General features: G+C 54.2%; 19 protein-coding genes. 9 read left to right on the forward strand and 10 right to left on the reverse strand.

Annotated elements, in window-relative coordinates; translation table 11 throughout:
* Window positions 1-11: 11 nt before the first annotated feature.
* From hycI to hycA, 9 genes are all read right to left on the reverse strand, one after another.
* Window positions 12-482, reverse strand: a complete 471-nt coding sequence (gene hycI / locus EA14781_RS02660) for a hydrogenase maturation peptidase HycI (protein WP_000132969.1) — start codon at window positions 480-482, stop codon at window positions 12-14.
* On the reverse strand, window positions 475-885 hold the full coding sequence (gene hycH, locus EA14781_RS02665; protein ID WP_001291918.1) for a formate hydrogenlyase assembly protein HycH: 411 nt from the start codon (window positions 883-885) through the stop codon (window positions 475-477). The genes hycI and hycH overlap by 8 nt, the downstream gene beginning before the upstream one ends.
* The gene (gene hycG, locus EA14781_RS02670; protein WP_000067395.1) at window positions 882-1,649 is read right to left on the reverse strand and encodes a formate hydrogenlyase subunit HycG; all 768 of its coding nucleotides are present in this window, start codon (window positions 1,647-1,649) and stop codon (window positions 882-884) included. Before hycG ends, hycH begins: the two co-directional genes overlap by 4 nt.
* On the reverse strand, window positions 1,649-2,191 hold the full coding sequence (gene hycF / locus EA14781_RS02675) for a formate hydrogenlyase subunit HycF (RefSeq protein WP_000493797.1): 543 nt from the start codon (window positions 2,189-2,191) through the stop codon (window positions 1,649-1,651). Before hycF ends, hycG begins: the two co-directional genes overlap by 1 nt.
* A 9-nt stretch (window positions 2,192-2,200) precedes the next feature.
* On the reverse strand, window positions 2,201-3,910 hold the full coding sequence (gene hycE, locus EA14781_RS02680; protein WP_001288115.1) for a formate hydrogenlyase subunit HycE: 1,710 nt from the start codon (window positions 3,908-3,910) through the stop codon (window positions 2,201-2,203).
* A 17-nt stretch (window positions 3,911-3,927) separates the two neighbouring features.
* Complete coding sequence (hycD, locus tag EA14781_RS02685; protein WP_000115224.1) at window positions 3,928-4,851, reverse strand: formate hydrogenlyase subunit HycD; 924 nt, start codon at window positions 4,849-4,851, stop codon at window positions 3,928-3,930.
* Window positions 4,852-4,853: 2 nt separating this feature from the next.
* Window positions 4,854-6,680: a formate hydrogenlyase subunit 3 gene (gene hycC, locus EA14781_RS02690; protein ID WP_001274369.1), complete on the reverse strand. Its 1,827-nt coding sequence runs from the start codon at window positions 6,678-6,680 to the stop codon at window positions 4,854-4,856.
* On the reverse strand, window positions 6,677-7,288 hold the full coding sequence (hycB, locus tag EA14781_RS02695) for a formate hydrogenlyase subunit HycB (RefSeq protein WP_001079170.1): 612 nt from the start codon (window positions 7,286-7,288) through the stop codon (window positions 6,677-6,679). Before hycB ends, hycC begins: the two co-directional genes overlap by 4 nt.
* A 124-nt stretch (window positions 7,289-7,412) precedes the next feature.
* The gene (gene hycA / locus EA14781_RS02705) at window positions 7,413-7,874 is read right to left on the reverse strand and encodes a formate hydrogenlyase regulator HycA (RefSeq protein ID WP_000158049.1); all 462 of its coding nucleotides are present in this window, start codon (window positions 7,872-7,874) and stop codon (window positions 7,413-7,415) included.
* A 211-nt stretch (window positions 7,875-8,085) separates the two neighbouring features.
* Between hycA and hypA the strand changes: the two genes are divergently transcribed.
* From hypA to EA14781_RS02740, 7 genes are all read left to right on the forward strand, one after another.
* Entirely contained in the window at window positions 8,086-8,436 is a 351-nt protein-coding gene (gene hypA, locus EA14781_RS02710) for a hydrogenase maturation nickel metallochaperone HypA (protein ID WP_024164732.1), read from the forward strand.
* A 3-nt stretch (window positions 8,437-8,439) separates the two neighbouring features.
* Window positions 8,440-9,312 (forward strand): hydrogenase nickel incorporation protein HypB, encoded by an 873-nt coding sequence (gene hypB / locus EA14781_RS02715; RefSeq protein ID WP_000337671.1) that lies wholly within the window; start codon window positions 8,440-8,442, stop codon window positions 9,310-9,312.
* Window positions 9,303-9,575 (forward strand): hydrogenase 3 maturation protein HypC, encoded by a 273-nt coding sequence (gene hypC, locus EA14781_RS02720; protein WP_000334869.1) that lies wholly within the window; start codon window positions 9,303-9,305, stop codon window positions 9,573-9,575. Before hypB ends, hypC begins: the two co-directional genes overlap by 10 nt.
* Window positions 9,575-10,696, forward strand: coding sequence for a hydrogenase formation protein HypD (gene hypD, locus EA14781_RS02725; RefSeq protein WP_001212966.1), 1,122 nt, complete (start codon window positions 9,575-9,577; stop codon window positions 10,694-10,696). Before hypC ends, hypD begins: the two co-directional genes overlap by 1 nt.
* Window positions 10,693-11,703 (forward strand): hydrogenase maturation carbamoyl dehydratase HypE, encoded by a 1,011-nt coding sequence (gene hypE, locus EA14781_RS02730; protein ID WP_001059969.1) that lies wholly within the window; start codon window positions 10,693-10,695, stop codon window positions 11,701-11,703. The genes hypD and hypE overlap by 4 nt, the downstream gene beginning before the upstream one ends.
* 73 nt (window positions 11,704-11,776) lie before the next feature.
* The gene (gene flhA / locus EA14781_RS02735; RefSeq protein WP_002461467.1) at window positions 11,777-13,855 is read left to right on the forward strand and encodes a formate hydrogenlyase transcriptional activator FlhA; all 2,079 of its coding nucleotides are present in this window, start codon (window positions 11,777-11,779) and stop codon (window positions 13,853-13,855) included.
* 44 nt (window positions 13,856-13,899) lie between these two features.
* Window positions 13,900-14,328 (forward strand): TOBE domain-containing protein, encoded by a 429-nt coding sequence (locus tag EA14781_RS02740; protein WP_002461465.1) that lies wholly within the window; start codon window positions 13,900-13,902, stop codon window positions 14,326-14,328.
* Window positions 14,329-14,366: 38 nt separating this feature from the next.
* On the opposite strand, the gene EA14781_RS02745 is transcribed toward EA14781_RS02740, so the two are convergent.
* Complete coding sequence (locus EA14781_RS02745; RefSeq protein ID WP_000015482.1) at window positions 14,367-14,711, reverse strand: nitrous oxide-stimulated promoter family protein; 345 nt, start codon at window positions 14,709-14,711, stop codon at window positions 14,367-14,369.
* Between the two features lie 285 nt (window positions 14,712-14,996).
* On the opposite strand from EA14781_RS02745, the gene mutS reads away from it, so the two are divergent.
* Window positions 14,997-17,558, forward strand: a complete 2,562-nt coding sequence (gene mutS, locus EA14781_RS02750) for a DNA mismatch repair protein MutS (protein ID WP_000110915.1) — start codon at window positions 14,997-14,999, stop codon at window positions 17,556-17,558.
* A 106-nt stretch (window positions 17,559-17,664) separates the two neighbouring features.
* Window positions 17,665-18,232: protein-serine/threonine phosphatase (gene pphB, locus EA14781_RS02755; protein WP_042335344.1), on the forward strand; the 568-nt coding region annotated here is incomplete at its 3' end.

Genomic DNA, 18,232 nt, shown 5'->3' on the forward strand with positions numbered 1-18,232 from the left:
TTAATGAAGAACTACTCTTCTTCCACCGCTAACTGCACGAAGCCGCCATTTCCTTCCCAGCCTTCCAGCCGCTGATACACCGTTTCCACCGCATCTTTAACCGGCTGAGTCATCGGGTAGTAAAAGCCGACGATATCCGGCTGAATGCCGAGGAAAATCACTTCACCAACGTCTTCTTTCAACTGGTCGATAAGGTAGTTCAACGGCATGTTATGGGTAGTCATCATAAACATCTCGGCGATGTCATCCGGGTCGATAATGTGGATCTCGCCGGGGTTTAGCCCCATATCCGTGGCGTCGACAATCAGCAGCCGTGTCGGACTCAATTCGCGGATGGCGACGATGTCGTTTTCCGGCGCGCTACCGCCGTCAATCACCACCCAGTTACCTTTCGGCGCGGCGGCGCACTTTTCCGCCAGCAGCGGGCCTGCGCCATCATCGCCCATCATGCTATTGCCAACACAGAGTAAAACGTCAGTCACGCAGTCTCCTCACCATCAAATAGATGGCGTTTTCCTGATGAATATCATGCAGCATACTTAACAGCATTGTACTCCATTCCTTCTGCTGCGAAGTTTGCGCTGCCCGGGCTTTGTCGAATGCATTGGCCAGCATCGGCACATGGTTAATGTCGATGACGATCTCACCGTATTTCGGCACGCCTTCCATTTTACGGCGGGCTTCACTGCCCGCCTCCAGTGTCGCAATCCATGCCAGATATTCATCCCACGGGCAGGTGAGCGCCGCCTCCAGGCAATCGATAACCCCAAGGTGGTGACCAATCGCCAGGCTGTAATAGACCACCTGCTGCGCCTCGGCGGGCGTGGCATCGTTCTCATCAATAAATTTACGGCTCAGTTGACTGAACACCACCTTTTCACTCATCGAATACGCGCCTCTTCAACAACATGATTCAGATGGCTGACAATCTCGCTCAGACGTGGATCGTTCTCCGCCTCCAGCCAGCGTGCAACCTGCTCTTCGCCCTGGCTTAACTGCGTCAGGAAGTCATCGGCAATCTGGCGACCATAACGATAACCCGCCAGGCGGCGTGCTTCGCGATCCACTTTCACACGCAGCGGCTGCACCATATCAGGATGCAGAATGTCTGCCGGCAGCTCATCCTGTTCACCGGGTCCACGAGCGTGAATTTTCTGCTCCAGCAGACCGAGCGCCATCGCAAAGCCGTACAGCGTGGCGGCAGGCGTTGGCGGGCACCCCGGAATGTAGACATCCACCGGGACGATTTTATCTGTACCGCCCCACACGCAGTAGAGATCGTGGAAGATCCCACCGCTGTTGCCGCAGGCACCGTAGGAGATACAAATTTTAGGGTCCGGCGCGGACTGCCACGCACGCAGCGCAGGGGATCGCATTGCACGGGTGACCGCGCCGGTAAACAGTAAAATATCCGCATGACGCGGAGACGGAACGACTTTAATGCCGAAGCGTTCTGCATCGAAAAGCGGCGAAAGCGTGGCGAAAATTTCGATTTCGCAGCCGTTGCAGCCACCGCAGTCCACGCGGTAAACGTAGGCAGAACGTTTGATTTTTTTCAGTAACGACGCCTTCATGCTGGCGATGGATTCATCCACCGTCATCGGGACCGGAATGCCGTTGGCGTCACGGGGGCCTAATAAATTACTCATCAGATGGCCTCTTTCATATGGCGAGTCAGTTCAATACGGTCGGACGGCACCAGGCATTTCTGGCGCTTACATTCCGGGCAAGTCTCAAAGCTTTCGCGGTGGTTTTCCGCGCGGCTGTCACCGTTGTGCTTAAGCAGCGCAATGGCGTAGTCGATCTCTTTCTGGACGGCGAAAGGACGATTGCAGACGCGGCAGTTGCACAGCGCGAAGCGGGACTGTTGCAGGAAATCTTCTTTCTTCCACACCGCCAGTTCGTACTCTTGCGACAGTTTGATCGCCGCTGTCGGGCAGACTTCTTCGCAGCGCCCACAGAAGATGCAGCGCCCAAGGTCAAACTGCCACGCCAGCTCACCAGTGGCGAGGTCGGTTTCAACCGTTAAGGCGTTTGACGGGCAGGCATTGACGCAGGCCGCACAGCCAATGCACTGCTGCGGGTTCTGCTCTGGCTTACCACGGAAGTTTTTATCAACCGCAATCGGCTCCAGCGGATAAGACGAAGTCGCCGTGCCGGTTTTGATGACTTTTTTGATAAAGGTAAACATGGCGATTCCTTATTTCAGCGGCGAGTTTTTACGCTCAATGCTGTAGCGCTCGAGTTCTTTGTACGGCACCACTTTGCTCTTCTTCTTACGTACATCGACCACGGTCATGCGGTCGGTACAGGAGTAGCAAGGGTCCAGGCTACCGATAATCAGCGGCGCATCGGAAACGGTGTTGCCACGCAGCATGTAGCGCAGGGTCGGCCAGTTCGCGTAGGTCGCGGCACGACAACGCCAGCGATACAGCTTCTGGTTGTCGCCGGTCATGCTCCAGTGGATATCATCGCCACGCGGCGCTTCGGCAAAGCCCAGCGCAAAACTGTGCGGAATGTAGGTAAAGCCTTCCACCATCAGCGGACCGCCCGGCAGGTTATCCAGACCGTAGTCGATCATGTTCAGCGCGGTATAGACTTCGTTGATACGCACTTTCAGGCGCGAAATGACGTCACAGCCCTGTTCGCTGTGAACTTCCATCGGCAGCAGGCCATAACCGACAAATGGGTGATCGGCGCGGGTATCGCGGGCGTGACCACTGGCGCGCACCATCGGGCCGACGTTACTGAAATCGCGGGCGATTTCCGGGTCCAGACGACCAATGCCAACGGTGCGCTGTTCCATGTTCGGTGTGCTCAGCAGCACATCCACCAGCTCCTGCACTTCACGACGCATTTGCTGCGCCAGCTGGCGGGTCTGGATCATGTCATCTTTCAGCAGATCGCGACGAATCCCGCCGATCAAGTTCAGACCGTAGGTTTTACGCGCACCGGTGAGGATCTCCGCCATTTTCATGGAGGTTTCACGCACGCGGAAGAACTGCATAAAGCCGGAGTCAAAGCCAGTGAAGTGGCAGGCAAGGCCGAGGTTGAGCAGATGCGAGTGCAGGCGTTCCACCTCCAGCAGAATGGCGCGGATCATCTGCGCGCGTTCTGGTACCTGAATCCCCATCGCGTTTTCCACCGAGGTGGTGTAAGCGGTGCTGTGGGCGAAGCCGCAGATCCCGCACACACGGTCGGAAAGGAAAGTCACTTCGTTGTAACCCATGCGGGTTTCCGCCAGTTTTTCCATGCCGCGATGGACATAGAACAGGCGGTAGTCGGCGTCGATAATGTTTTCGCCATCGACGAACAGACGGAAATGGCCAGGTTCGTCAGAAGCGACGTGCAGCGGGCCAATCGGCACGACGTTGTTTTTCTTGTCACCCAGTTCGTTGATGAACTCGTAGGTTTCAGCATCGGTGGTCGGCGCCGGACGCTGACGATAATCCATGCTGTCTTTACGTAGCGGGTAGAGTTCATCCGGCCAGTCATCCGGCAGCACCAGACGGCGCTCATCCGGCAGCCCAACCGGAATCAAACCGTACATATCGCGCACTTCACGCTCGCCCCACACCGCCGCCGGAACACGTGGCGTCACGGACGGATATTCTGGTTTATTGGCGTCAACTTCGACGCGAACAGTAATCCAACACTTGGTGCCCTTCTCCATCGACAGCACATAGTAAACAGCGTAATGACCATTCAGTTTGCGTTCGTCGTTACCAAACAGCACCGACAGCCAGCCGCCCTGTTTGTAGTAGAGAAACTCCACCACTTCCGGCAGATAGTTCACTTTCACGGTCACGGTCAGCTGATCTTTGGTCTGCCAGGCGTGGTCCAGCACGACGCCCGGAAATGCCTCATTCAGCGCGGCGAGATAATGTTGACCTAATTTTTCTTCAGACATGCTCAAACTCTCTTTAATCACGCCGCCAGCAAGGAGACGAACGCTAAAAATGCAAAGCCAAACCCGGCCCAGGTAATGCGCGGAGTAATATCAAGACGCAGACGGGCCATGCTGTTTTCGAACAGCGCGATAACCAGTACGCCGACCACCAGTTTGACGATGGCAATCACCAGCGCCAGCAGCAGTCCACCAGCAGTGAAGGTTTCCATTTGTCCCCACGGGATAAACACCCCGACGAACATCTGCAACACCACCAGCTGTTTCAGGCTGATACCCCATTTCATGACGCCAAAGCCGCTGCCGCTATATTCAGAGAGCGGACCTTCCTGCAACTCCTGCTCAGCTTCCGCCAGGTCGAACGGCAGTTTGCCCATTTCGATAAAGGTGGCGAATGCACAGGCACAAAGCGCCAGCACCAACGGGATGCTCTGGCTCAGAGGCCAGTGGTAAACGGTGTCGGTGATGTTGCTGATATTGGTGGAACCAGCAACCTGCGCGGCAACCCACAGGCCAAGCAGCAGCATCGGTTCGACCAGCACGCCCAGCATCGCTTCACGGCTCGCGCCGATAGCGGTAAACGGGCTACCGGTATCCAGACCGGAAATAGCAAAGAAGAAACGCGCAATGGCGAAGAGATACAGTAAGGTGATCAAATCACCCAGTTGCGGCAGCGGAGAACCGACGGTCACCACCGGCAGCGCAGTAGCGATAGTCAGCATGACGCCCACCATCACATACGGCGTCAGGCGGAACACCCAGCCGGAAGCATCCGGGCCAACGCTCTGGCGGCCCAGCAGTTTGATAATGTCGCGATACTCCTGCAACACGCCCGGCCCGCGACGGTTATGCAGACGGGCACGCGCCACACGGGTAATACCGGAGAGCAGCGGCGCAACGGCAAATAACACCAGCGCCTGAATTAACGGATATAGAACACTCATTCTCAGGCTCCTCGTGAAACAATAATCACCACCAGTACCGCCAGTTCAACCAGCGCCATCCGGCGGAACAGCAACGCACTCCCCTCGCACTGCCAGCCCGGTACCAGCGACACCGGATTCAGCCATTTGCGCAATTTCAGCACCGGAGCAAAAGCCTGTTTCACCGGCATGGCAAAGCCATGAGCGGTAATCACCATTGATTTTTCGTGGTCATAGCCGCACACCCAGGCCGCACCGCGGGAACGCGACGGCAGACGGTCGCCTTTGCAAATCGCCATAATGATGAATGGCAGCAGCGGGCAGGCAATCAGCAGCAGCGTGATCATCGGTTGAGAAACGGTGGTGTTAGCAGGTTCCAGTGGCAGAGGCACCGCAGCCGACAGCATCGGCAGCAACCACGGCGCAGCGACACCGCCAATCACACAGCAAATCGCCAACGCCACTACGCTGACGCTCATCAGGAACGGCGCACAAGTTGCGTTTTCTGCTTCTTTGGTACGCGGCGCGCCAAGGAAAGTGACGCCATAAACTTTCGCCATACACATCACCGCCAGCGCCCCGGTAATTGCCAGACCCACGGCGAGCAGCGGCCCGAACAGACGAGCAACGAATGCCCCGCTATTGCTCATTTTGAAGAAGGACTGGTAGATAACCCATTCCCCGGCAAAACCGTTCAGCGGCGGCAGCGCAGCCATTGCCATCAGCCCGACTAACATGGCGATGGAGATAACCGGCATTTTCTTACCAATGCCACCGAGTTTTTCGATATCGCGATGACCGGTACGGAACCAGACGCTGCCCGCGCCAAGGAACAGCACGCTTTTGAACAGGCTATGGTTAAGCAGATGGTACAGACCACCGACCAGGCCAAGAGCAATCAGCGCCGGTTGTTCGAGCGCGATACCCGTTACGCCAGCACCCAGCCCCAGCAGGATGATGCCAATATTTTCCAGGGTGTGGTAAGCCAGCAGACGCTGGATGTTGTGTTCCATCAGCGCATACAGGCCGCCGACGAATGCGGTGATCATACCGAGCACCAGCAGCGCAATTCCCCACCACAGCGGCGCGTTACCGCCCAGCAGCGACAGGGTTAAAATGCCCAGCAGGCCAATTTTCATCACCACCGTGGAAAACAGGGCAGCGGCTGGCGCAGAGGCGTTGGCATGAGCCTGCGGCACCCAACCGTGCAGCGGGATAATCCCGGCCAGCAAGCCGAAGCCAATCACGCCGAGCAGCCAGATATCGGAACCGAGCGGCAGTTGCTGCACACGCATATCCAGCAGGCGCAGATCCAGCGTGCCGTAACGCTGCCAGACCAGCCAGCAGGCAATCGCCAACAGCAACGTGCCAAGACGTCCCAGTGCAAACCACAGCTTTCCCTCTTTGCTGTTGCTGGTGAGGAACACCGCGCACAGGGCCATAATTTCTGCCATTACCACGAACATACCCAGGTTGCTGGCGATAACGGCGCACACGGCGGCAGCCATCAACATATTGATCTGCAAGCCGTTGCATTTCACCTGCGCGTGGCGATGCCAGTCAATGTTGTAGAGGCTGACAAACAGACCGCACAGGCCGAGCGTAATCAGCCAAATCGCGTTAAGCGGAGAGATTTGAATATCGAAACTCACCAGCGAAAGCGCGCCGCTCACGCCAACCGCGCCAGTCAGCACGGTAACACCCGCGGCAGCCGTGTACAGGCTACCGACAGCGCCGCCAATCCCGGCAATCCAGCCGCTCAGCGCCTTATGAAACGAAAAGAGAAATGCCAGAACAGCGGCGGCGGCAAACCACGCAACGCCGCTATTGATCAGGGAAATTGCGCTCATTTAGCCTCTCCACTTTGAGCCTGCTGAAACAAGGTGAGATCGCCAAAATCGGTGTTAAAGGTCAGCTCACGCTTACGCTTGCTGACGCGGGCGATATCGGTGTTATCCACCAGATGCAGGGCTTTGGTTGGGCACATCCGCACGCAGGCCGGACCTTGCTCATCGAAATAGCAGAGATCGCATTTGACGGCGATAGCGCGAATACCCGGCACCCAGTCAAGTAGCGTGCTGACACGCGCCGGAGCAGGCGGTGCTGGTGGCGCTTTCGGGGTATTAGCATTAGCCGGAATATCCAGCGGACGGCTACCGGAAAACTCAATGGCGCCAAACGGGCAGGCGATGCCGCACAGTTTGCAGCTTACACACAGGCTTTCATTTAGCTGCACTGCGCCATTAACGCGAGTAATCGCGTTAACCGGGCAGACCACCGCACAGGGCGCATCTTCACAGTGGTGACAGAGCTGCGGCGCAGATTCTTTATCATTCAGCATCACTCGCAGGCGCGGCATTGATTGCAGGCCGTGCTGGCGATGCGTCTCTGAACAGGCGGCCTCACAGGTGTGGCAGCCGATACAGAGCGTGGAGTCAGCAATTACAAAACGATTCACCAGGCATTCCTCAGGTGATTGTCATTTTTGACGAAAACATGCCGATGAAATGTCATTTTCGACACTCATCGACACGCCCATCCCCAAACAGGCATAACGCCTGCAAAACGGGCAAAGCCTCAGTTCATGCAGCCGGGCTTTGTCCCTTTACCAGTTGGCTTAAATTCACCGGCGTATTGTTTTCAATGGCGGTGTATAAGCTGTCGTAAACGCCAGCGATTTTTTCGAGATAGTGTTCCAGCACTTTCTCGCGATTGCGGATGTCGACCTTGTCATCAATCATGCCGTCAATGCTCAACTGCGCCTGCGCAATCAGCTGTTTGTCTCCTCCCTCTTTCGCTTCGACGTAGTACTCAATGGTGTGGCTGTTAAAGCCATCCGCCAGGGTGACGTAAATGCGAAAATGTTCAAAAAGGACGAAACAGAGTTCTTTGTCTGGCGCGCAGCTCATGGCATGGTGCAGACGCGCTTTCGATAACGTGATCCCCTGAACCAGCGAATTGCAGTAGATATGCCACTGGTCCTGTAGGCGACGATGCCGCTGTGCGATGTAATCGGCTTTCTCGCTTATTTCCCAAATAGTCATTGTCAGGTTACCCGTTTAACAGAGATGCCAGCTTTAAGCATTTTCTGTGCCAACTTTTAATTTATTGTTATTTATGTATTTTTTATTAATAAGTCGAATTTCGTCGCCGTGACGACGTGTCATTTCGACATCATCGACATTATTCACCGCAGGGATAATCAACACTGGCACAGTTATTGCTTGTAACGGGCAATAGTTAATGGGAGGCGATATGCACGAAATAACCCTCTGCCAACGGGCACTGGAATTGATCGAACAGCAGGCCGCAAAACACGGTGCAAAACGCGTAACTGGGGTCTGGCTCAAAATTGGCGCATTTTCTTGCGTCGAAACCAGCTCTCTTGCCTTTTGTTTTGATCTGGTTTGCCGCGACAGCGTGGCGGAAGGTTGTAAACTGCACCTCGAAGAACAAGAGGCCGAGTGTTGGTGTGAAACATGCCAACAGTATGTGACGCTACTGACCCAACGCGTCCGCCGCTGCCCACAGTGCCATGGCGACATGTTGCGCATTGTGGCAGACGACGGTTTACAGATTCGGCGGATAGAAATAGACCAGGAGTGAGCGATGTGTACAACATGTGGTTGCGGTGAAGGCAACCTGTATATCGAGGGTGATGAACATAACCCTCATTCCGCGTTTCGTAGCGCGCCATTTGCCCCGGCGGCACGCCCGAAAATGAAAATCACCGGTATTAAAGCGCCTGAATTTACCCCCAGCCAGACCGAAGAAGGAGACCTGCATTATGGTCACGGCGAAGCGGGCACTCACGCGCCGGGCATGAGCCAGCGTCGGATGCTGGAAGTAGAAATTGATGTGCTGGACAAAAATAACCGTCTGGCAGAACGCAACCGCGCGCGCTTTGCAGCCCGCAAGCAGCTGGTGCTCAACCTGGTTTCCAGCCCTGGTTCCGGTAAAACTACCCTGCTGACGGAAACCTTAATGCGCCTGAAAGACAGCGTTCCGTGCGCAGTTATTGAAGGTGACCAGCAAACTGTGAACGATGCCGCACGCATTCGCGCTACCGGCACGCCAGCGATTCAGGTGAATACCGGTAAAGGTTGCCATCTTGACGCACAGATGATCGCCGATGCCGCACCGCGCCTGCCACTGGACAATAACGGTATTCTGTTTATCGAAAACGTCGGCAACCTCGTATGCCCGGCCAGCTTCGATCTGGGTGAAAAACACAAAGTCGCCGTACTTTCTGTCACCGAAGGCGAAGATAAACCGCTGAAATATCCGCATATGTTCGCCGCCGCCTCGCTGATGCTGCTCAACAAAGTCGACCTGCTGCCGTATCTCAATTTCGACGTTGAGAAGTGCATCGCCTGCGCCCGCGAAGTCAATCCAGAAATTGAAATCATCCTGATTTCCGCCACCAGCGGCGAAGGGATGGATCAGTGGCTGAACTGGCTGGAGGCACAGCGATGTGCATAGGCGTTCCCGGCCAGATCCGCGCTATTGACGGCAATCTGGCGAAAGTCGACGTCTGCGGCATTCAGCGCGATGTCGATTTAACGTTGGTCGGCAGTTGCGATGAAAACGGTCAACCGCGCGTGGGTCAGTGGGTATTGGTTCATGTTGGCTTTGCCATGAGCGTAATTAATGAAGCCGAAGCGCGCGACACTCTCGACGCCTTACAAAATATGTTTGACGTTGAGCCGGATGTCGGCGCGCTGTTGTATGGCGAGGAAAAATAATGCGTTTTGTTGATGAATATCGCGCCCCGGAACAGGTGATGCAGTTAATTGAGCATCTGCGCGAACGAGCTTCACATCTCTCTTACACCGCCGAACTTCCTCTGCGGATTATGGAAGTGTGCGGCGGTCATACGCACGCCATCTTTAAATTCGGCCTCGATCAGTTGCTGCCGGAAAACGTCGAGTTTATCCACGGTCCGGGTTGCCCGGTGTGCGTGCTGCCGATGGGCAGAATCGATACCTGCGTGGAGATTGCCAGCCATCCTGAAGTTATCTTCTGTACCTTTGGCGACGCCATGCGCGTACCGGGAAAACAGGGTTCGCTGTTGCAGGCAAAAGCGCGCGGCGCCGATGTGCGCATCGTCTACTCGCCAATGGATGCGTTGAAACTGGCGCAGGAGAATCCAGCCCGCAAAGTGGTGTTCTTCGGCTTAGGTTTTGAAACCACCATGCCGACCACGGCCATCACACTGCAACAGGCGAAAGCGCGCGATGTGCAGAATTTTTACTTCTTCTGCCAGCACATTACGCTTATCCCGACGCTGCGCAGTTTGCTGGAACAGCCAGATAACGGTATCGATGCATTTCTGGCCCCCGGTCACGTCAGTATGGTGATCGGCACCGATGCCTATAATTTTATCGCCAGCGATTTTCATCGTCCTCTGGTGGTCGCTGGTTTCGAACCGCTTGATCTACTGCAAGGCGTGGTGATGCTGGTAGAGCAGAAAATAGCGGACCACAGCAAGGTAGAGAATCAGTACCGCCGGGTGGTACCGGATGCGGGTAATCTGCAGGCGCAACAGGCGATTGCCGATGTGTTCTGCGTCAACGGCGACAGTGAATGGCGCGGCCTTGGCGTCATTGAATCTTCTGGCGTGCACTTAACACCAGACTATCAGCGATTCGATGCTGAAGCGCATTTCCGCCCGGCGCCGCAGCAGGTTTGTGATGACCCACGCGCACGTTGTGGCGAAGTGTTGACGGGCAAATGTAAGCCGCATCAATGCCCGTTGTTTGGTAATACCTGTAATCCTCAAACCGCGTTCGGTGCACTGATGGTCTCTTCTGAAGGAGCGTGCGCTGCGTGGTATCAGTATCGTCAGCAGGAGAGTGAAGCGTGAATAATATCCAACTCGCCCACGGCAGCGGCGGCCAGGCGATGCAACAATTAATCAACAGCCTGTTTATGGAAGCCTTTGCCAATCCGTGGCTGGCGGAACAGGAAGACCAGGCACGTCTTGAGCTGGCGCAACTGGTGGCGGAAGGCGACCGTCTGGCGTTTTCCACCGATAGCTACGTCATTGACCCGCTGTTCTTTCCTGGCGGTAATATCGGCAAGCTGGCAATTTGCGGCACCGCCAATGACGTTGCGGTCAGCGGTGCAATTCCCCGTTATCTTTCTTGCGGATTTATCCTTGAAGAAGGATTGCCGATGGAAACGCTAAAAGCGGTAGTCACCAGCATGGCTGAAACCGCCCGCGCGGCAGGCATTGCTATCGTTACGGGCGATACTAAAGTGGTGCAACGCGGCGCGGCGGACAAACTGTTCATCAACACTGCGGGCATGGGGGCTATCCCGGCGAATATTCACTGGGGCGCACAAACTCTGACCGCAGGCGATGTCTTGCTGGTGAGCGGTACGCTCGGCGACCACGGGGCGACTATCCTTAATCTGCGCGAACAACTGGGACTGGATGGCGAACTGGTCAGCGACTGTGCGGTACTGACGCCGCTGATTCAGACGCTACGCAACATTCCCGGCGTAAAAGCACTGCGTGATGCCACGCGCGGCGGCGTGAATGCCGTTGTCCATGAGTTCGCAGCGGCTTGTGGTTTTGGTATTGAACTTTCCGAATCTGCGCTGCCCGTTAAACCTGCCGTGCGCGGTGTTTGCGAGCTGTTAGGACTGGATGCACTCAACTTTGCCAACGAAGGCAAACTGGTGATCGCAGTAGAACGCAACGCGGCAGAGCAAGTGTTAGCAACGCTGAAATCCCATCCATTGGGACAAGATGCAGCGCTGATTGGCGAAGTGGTGGAACGTAAAGGTGTTCGTCTTGCTGGTCTTTATGGCGTGAAACGAACTCTCGATTTACCACACGCCGAACCGCTGCCTCGTATATGCTAATAAAAATCTAAATCTCCTGTAGTTAGTCAATGACCTTTTGCACCGCTTCGCGGTGCTTTCCTGGAAGAACAAAATGTCGTATACACCGATGAGTGATCTCGGACAACAGGGGTTGTTCGACATCACTCGGACACTATTACAGCAGCCGGATCTGGCCTCGCTGTGTGAGGCTCTTTCGCAACTGGTAAAGCGTTCTGCGCTCGCCGACAACGCAGCTATTGTGTTGTGGCAAGCGCAGACTCAACGTGCGTCTTATTACGCGTCGCGTGATCAGGACACGCCCATTAAATACGAAGACGAAACCGTTCTGGCGCACGGTCCGGTGCGCAGCATTTTGTCTCGTCCTGATACGCTGCATTGCAGTTACGAAGAATTTTGTGAGACCTGGCCGCAATTGGCGACAGGTGGGCTATACCCTAAATTTGGTCACTATTGTCTGCTGCCGCTAGCAGCGGAAGGGCATATTTTTGGCGGTTGTGAATTTATTCGTTATGACGATCGCCCGTGGAGCGAAAAAGAGTTCAATCGTCTGCAAACGTTCACGCAGATTGTCTCTGTCGTCACCGAACAAATTCAGAATCGCGTCGTCAACAATGTCGACTACGAGTTGTTATGCCGGGAACGCGACAACTTCCGCATTCTGGTTTCCATCACCAACGCGGTACTTTCCCGCCTGGACATGGACGAACTGGTCAGCGAAGTCGCGAAAGAGATCCACTACTACTTCAACATTGACGATATCAGCATCGTCTTACGTAGCCACCGCAAAAATAAACTCAACATCTACTCCACCCACTATCTTGATAAACAGCATCCTGCCCACGAACAGAGCGAAGTCGATGAAGCCGGAACACTCACCGAGCGTGTGTTTAAAAGCAAAGAGATGCTGCTGATTAATCTCCATGAGCGGGATAATCTGGCCCCCTACGAACGCATGTTATTCGACACCTGGGGCAACCAGATTCAAACTTTGTGCCTGTTACCGCTGATGTCTGGCGACACCATGCTGGGCGTACTGAAGCTGGCGCAATGTGAAGAGAAAGTCTTTACCACCACCAACCTGAATTTACTGCGCCAGATTGCCGAACGTGTGGCGATTGCCGTCGATAACGCTCTCGCCTATCAGGAAATCCATCGCCTGAAAGAGCGGCTGGTTGATGAAAACCTTGCCCTGACCGAACAGCTCAACAACGTCGATAGTGAATTTGGTGAGATTATTGGTCGCAGCGAAGCCATGTATAGCGTGCTTAAGCAAGTTGAAATGGTGGCGCAAAGCGACAGTACCGTGCTGATCCTCGGTGAAACCGGCACCGGTAAAGAGCTGATTGCCCGCGCAATCCATAATTTGAGTGGTCGCAATAATCGGCGGATGGTGAAAATGAACTGCGCCGCCATGCCTGCCGGGCTGCTGGAAAGTGATCTGTTTGGTCACGAACGCGGCGCCTTTACCGGCGCCAGCACGCAACGTATTGGCCGCTTTGAACTGGCGGATAAAAGCTCGCTATTCCTTGATGAAGTGGGCGATATGCCGCTGGAATTACAGCCGAAGCTGCTGCGCGTCTTGCAGGAACAAGAGTTCGAACGCCTCGGCAGCAACAAAATCATTCAGACTGACGTACGTTTAATCGCCGCAACTAACCGCGATCTGAAAAAAATGGTCGCTGATCGTGAATTCCGTAGCGATCTTTATTACCGACTGAATGTTTTCCCGATTCACCTGCCGCCGTTGCGCGAGCGCCCGGAAGATATTCCATTGCTGGCGAAAGCATTTACCTTCAAGATTGCCCGCCGCCTGGGACGCAATATCGACAGTATTCCTGCCGAAACGTTACGGGCGTTGAGCAATATGGAGTGGCCGGGCAACGTGCGCGAGCTGGAAAACGTCATCGAGCGTGCTGTTCTACTGACGCGTGGCAACGTGCTGCAACTCTCTTTGCCGGATATCACACTGCCAAAGCCTGAAACACCACCTGCGGCAACGGTGGTTGCGCAAGAAGGCGAAGATGAATATCAATTAATCGTTCGCGTATTAAAAGAGACTAATGGCGTGGTTGCCGGACCGAAAGGCGCAGCACAGCGTCTGGGACTGAAACGTACCACGTTGCTATCACGGATGAAGCGGCTGGGAATAGATAAAGCTGCATTGGTTTAACAGACCCGGTTATACTCAATCAACATTCAATGAAAGGAGGCAGTATGGCAGTTTCCGCACGTAATCAATTAACCGGAACAGTTAGCGCAGTGGCAATGGGCGCAGTAAATGATGAAGTAGAACTGACGCTGGCTGGCGGTGCAAAACTGGTAGCAATTGTCACCCACAGCAGCCAACAGGCTCTGGGGCTGGCAACAGGAAAAGAAGCGATTGCTCTGATTAAAGCACCGTGGGTAACGCTGGCAACAGAAGATTGTGGACTGAAATTCTCTGCCCGCAACCAGTTTGCCGGCAGCGTGTCGAAAATCACCGAAGGCGCAGTAAACGCGACTGTCCATATCAAAACGGATGCAGGTTTTGAAATTGTGGCGGTGGTAACAAATGAAAGTCAGGATGAAATGAAACTCACCACTGGCTCGCGCGTCATTGCGTTGATCAAAGCATCAGCAATCCTGATTGCGACCAAAGCGTAAGCCCCGTATTTGCCGGAGAGTATGGCTCTTCGGCAAATTTATTTCTTTGGACGATATTTTTCCGGCAACTCCGGTACCGGACGCTTGTCATCAATCAGATGACGCACGGTTAAGATCGGATGACGCCACAGCATGCGCGGTCCCGCCCAGCGCATAATCTGCTTCATCTCCTCACGCTTCGCAGGCTGATAACAGTGCACCGGACACTGCTTACAGGCCGGTTTCTCTTCGCCAAACACACATTTATCCAGCCGCTTTTGCGCGTAAGCAAACAACGCCTCGTAATGTTCCGGCTCTGCTGACGCCTGCGGGCATTTCGCTTGGTAAAGATCGATCATTTTTTTAATCGTCAGTTTTTCACGAGAGATACGCTTGCCGGACATGCTGCCTCCATACTTTTAAGGTGCATTTATATTACAACTTAATCATAAAAGGGACTATGGCTCGAAAGGAGAAGGTTTCTCAAACCGGGAAATTTTGCGTTCCCTCTTCATACTCACCCCGTAAAAGCGGCAAAGCAGCCTCTTTCCCGGAACCGACATCAAGAACTCACCTTTCGCGTCTTCCCCTGAAATGATTAACTCCGGTATCATGTGCGCCTTATGTGATCACAACGAAAATAAAAACCATCACACCACATTTAACATCAGGGAACTGGACTTAACCCCATGAGTGTAATAGAAAATTTAGACGCCCATACCCCAATGATGCAGCAGTATCTCAAGCTGAAAGCCCAGCACCCGGAGATCCTGCTGTTCTATCGCATGGGCGACTTTTACGAGCTGTTTTATGACGACGCAAAGCGAGCGTCGCAACTGCTGGATATTTCGCTGACCAAACGCGGCGCTTCTGCTGGCGAACCGATTCCAATGGCGGGCATTCCACACCATGCGGTGGAAAACTATCTTGCCAAACTGGTGAATCAGGGCGAATCCGTCGCGATTTGTGAGCAAATTGGCGATCCAGCGACCAGCAAAGGACCGGTTGAGCGTAAAGTTGTCCGTATCGTCACGCCAGGGACTATTAGCGATGAAGCCCTGTTACAGGAGCGCCAGGACAACCTGCTGGCGGCTATCTGGCAGGACAGTAAGGGGTTCGGCTACGCCACGCTGGATATCAGCTCCGGGCGTTTTCGTCTGAGCGAACCGGCGGACCGTGAAACGATGGCGGCAGAACTTCAACGTACGAATCCAGCGGAGCTGCTGTATGCGGAAGATTTCGCCGAGATGTCGCTGATTGAAGGTCGTCGCGGCCTGCGTCGTCGCCCGCTATGGGAGTTTGAAATCGATACCGCGCGCCAGCAATTAAACCTGCAATTTGGCACCCGCGATCTGGTTGGTTTTGGCGTCGAAAACGCGCCGCGCGGCCTTTGCGCTGCCGGTTGCCTGTTGCAATATGCGAAAGATACCCAGCGCACGACTCTGCCGCATATCCGTTCTATTACGATGGAACGTCAGCAGGACAGTATCATTATGGACGCCGCAACGCGCCGTAATCTGGAAATTACCCAAAATCTGGCAGGCGGTGTGGAGAATACGCTGGCTTCTGTACTCGACTGCACCGTCACGCCGATGGGCAGCCGTATGCTGAAACGCTGGCTGCATATGCCAGTGCGCGATACCCGCGTGTTGCTTGAGCGCCAGCAGACTATTGGCGCATTGCAGGATTTCACCGCCGAGTTACAGCCGGTACTGCGTCAGGTTGGCGATCTGGAACGTATTCTGGCACGTCTGGCATTGCGTACCGCTCGCCCGCGCGATCTGGCGCGTATGCGTCACGCCTTCCAGCAACTGCCAGAACTGCGCGCGCAACTGGAAGGTGTCGATAGCGCCCCGGTACAAGCGCTGCGTGAGAAGATGGGCGAGTTTGCCGAACTGCGCGACCTGCTGGAGCGGGCAATCATCGATACGCCGCCGGTACTGGTTCGCGACGGCGGCGTTATTGCCACGGGTTATAACGAAGAACTGGATGAATGGCGTGCGCTGGCTGATGGCGCGACTGATTATCTGGAACGTCTGGAAGTGCGCGAACGCGAACGTACCGGGCTGGACACGTTAAAAGTTGGCTTTAATGCGGTGCACGGCTACTACATTCAGATCAGCCGTGGGCAAAGCCACCTGGCACCTATTAACTACATGCGCCGTCAGACGCTGAAAAACGCCGAACGCTACATTATTCCAGAACTAAAAGAGTACGAAGATAAAGTTCTCACCTCAAAAGGCAAAGCGCTGGCACTGGAAAAACAGCTTTATGAAGAGCTGTTCGACCTGTTGCTGCCACACCTGGAAGCGTTGCAACAGAGTGCGAACGCGCTGGCAGAACTTGACGTACTGGTTAACCTAGCGGAACGGGCCTATACCCTGAACTACACCTGCCCGACTTTTATTGATAAACCCGCTATTCGTATTACCGAAGGCCGCCATCCGGTGGTTGAACAGGTACTGAACGAGCCGTTTATCGCTAACCCGCTGAATCTGTCGCCACAGCGCCGCATGTTGATCATCACCGGCCCGAACATGGGCGGTAAAAGTACCTATATGCGCCAGACTGCGCTGATTGCGCTGATGGCCTATATCGGCAGCTACGTACCGGCGCAAAAAGTCGAGATTGGCCCGATCGACCGTATATTTACCCGCGTAGGCGCGGCAGACGATCTGGCATCCGGGCGTTCAACCTTTATGGTGGAGATGACCGAAACCGCCAATATTCTGCATAACGCCACCGAGCAAAGTCTGGTGTTGATGGATGAGATTGGGCGCGGAACGTCCACTTACGATGGCCTGTCGCTGGCGTGGGCGTGCGCAGAAAATCTGGCGAATAAGATTAAAGCGTTGACGCTGTTCGCCACCCACTATTTCGAGCTAACGCAGCTACCAGAGAAAATGGAAGGCGTGGCCAACGTGCATCTCGATGCGCTGGAACACGGCGACACCATCGCCTTTATGCACAGCGTACAGGACGGCGCGGCGAGCAAAAGCTACGGCCTGGCGGTTGCTGCACTGGCGGGCGTTCCGAAAGAGGTTATTAAGCGCGCGCGGCAAAAACTGCGTGAGCTGGAAAGCATTTCGCCGAACGCCGCCGCTACGCAAGTGGATGGTACGCAAATGTCTTTACTGTCAGTACCAGAAGAAACCTCACCAGCGGTCGAAGCGCTGGAAAACCTCGATCCAGATTCACTGACCCCACGTCAGGCGCTGGAGTGGATTTATCGGTTGAAGAGTCTGGTGTAATATTTAATCCCGATAGCAAAATGCTGTCGGGATTATTTCCTCCATTTTACAACTCAAATAAAAAATACCCTGTATAATAGTAGTTCTTATTTTATAGGATAAAACCATGCCATCTACACGCTATCAAAAAATTGATGCTTATAACTATCACCATATATGGGCCGTTGGTGATATTCATGGTAACTATCAATTATTACAATCCCGCTTACATCAACTACTTTTTTGTCCCGAAACTGACTTACTTATTTCTGTCGGCGATAATATTGATCGTGGGGCGGAGAGTCTTAACGTTCTACGCCTGTTAAACCAGCCCTGGTTTACTTCGGTTAAAGGCAACCACGAAGCAATGGCCCTTGATGCGTTCGCTACTGGCGATGGCAATATGTGGTTAGCCAGCGGCGGCGACTGGTTCTTTGGGCTTAGCAATCCAGAACAAAAAGAGGCTATCGACCTGTTATTACGCTTTCGGCAATTACCGCATATCATCGAAATTAACGACGAAAAAATAAAATACGTCATAGTCCATGCTGATTACCCGGGTAATAAATATCAATTTGGCAAAGAGCTAGCGGAGAAAGAATTACTCTGGCCTGTTGACCGCATTCAGAACTCGCTAAAAGGCAATATAAATAAAATAGAAGGTGCCGATTATTTCATATTTGGTCATATGGGTG

Source organism: Escherichia albertii NBRC 107761 = DSM 17582 (genome assembly GCF_000759775.1).
GTDB lineage: Bacteria > Pseudomonadota > Gammaproteobacteria > Enterobacterales > Enterobacteriaceae > Escherichia > Escherichia albertii.

Coding starts and splice junctions, on each gene's coding strand:
- hycH (WP_001291918.1), bottom strand. CDS start 885: ATGAGTGAAAAGGTGGTGTTCAGTCAACTGAGCCGTAAATTTATTGAT.
- hycG (WP_000067395.1), bottom strand. CDS start 1,649: ATGAGTAATTTATTAGGCCCCCGTGACGCCAACGGCATTCCGGTCCCG.
- hycF (WP_000493797.1), bottom strand. CDS start 2,191: ATGTTTACCTTTATCAAAAAAGTCATCAAAACCGGCACGGCGACTTCG.
- hycE (WP_001288115.1), bottom strand. CDS start 3,910: ATGTCTGAAGAAAAATTAGGTCAACATTATCTCGCCGCGCTGAATGAG.
- hycD (WP_000115224.1), bottom strand. CDS start 4,851: ATGAGTGTTCTATATCCGTTAATTCAGGCGCTGGTGTTATTTGCCGTT.
- hycC (WP_001274369.1), bottom strand. CDS start 6,680: ATGAGCGCAATTTCCCTGATCAATAGCGGCGTTGCGTGGTTTGCCGCC.
- hycA (WP_000158049.1), bottom strand. CDS start 7,874: ATGACTATTTGGGAAATAAGCGAGAAAGCCGATTACATCGCACAGCGG.
- hypA (WP_024164732.1), top strand. CDS start 8,086: ATGCACGAAATAACCCTCTGCCAACGGGCACTGGAATTGATCGAACAG.
- hypB (WP_000337671.1), top strand. CDS start 8,440: ATGTGTACAACATGTGGTTGCGGTGAAGGCAACCTGTATATCGAGGGT.
- hypC (WP_000334869.1), top strand. CDS start 9,303: ATGTGCATAGGCGTTCCCGGCCAGATCCGCGCTATTGACGGCAATCTG.
- hypD (WP_001212966.1), top strand. CDS start 9,575: ATGCGTTTTGTTGATGAATATCGCGCCCCGGAACAGGTGATGCAGTTA.
- flhA (WP_002461467.1), top strand. CDS start 11,777: ATGTCGTATACACCGATGAGTGATCTCGGACAACAGGGGTTGTTCGAC.
- EA14781_RS02740 (WP_002461465.1), top strand. CDS start 13,900: ATGGCAGTTTCCGCACGTAATCAATTAACCGGAACAGTTAGCGCAGTG.
- EA14781_RS02745 (WP_000015482.1), bottom strand. CDS start 14,711: ATGTCCGGCAAGCGTATCTCTCGTGAAAAACTGACGATTAAAAAAATG.
- mutS (WP_000110915.1), top strand. CDS start 14,997: ATGAGTGTAATAGAAAATTTAGACGCCCATACCCCAATGATGCAGCAG.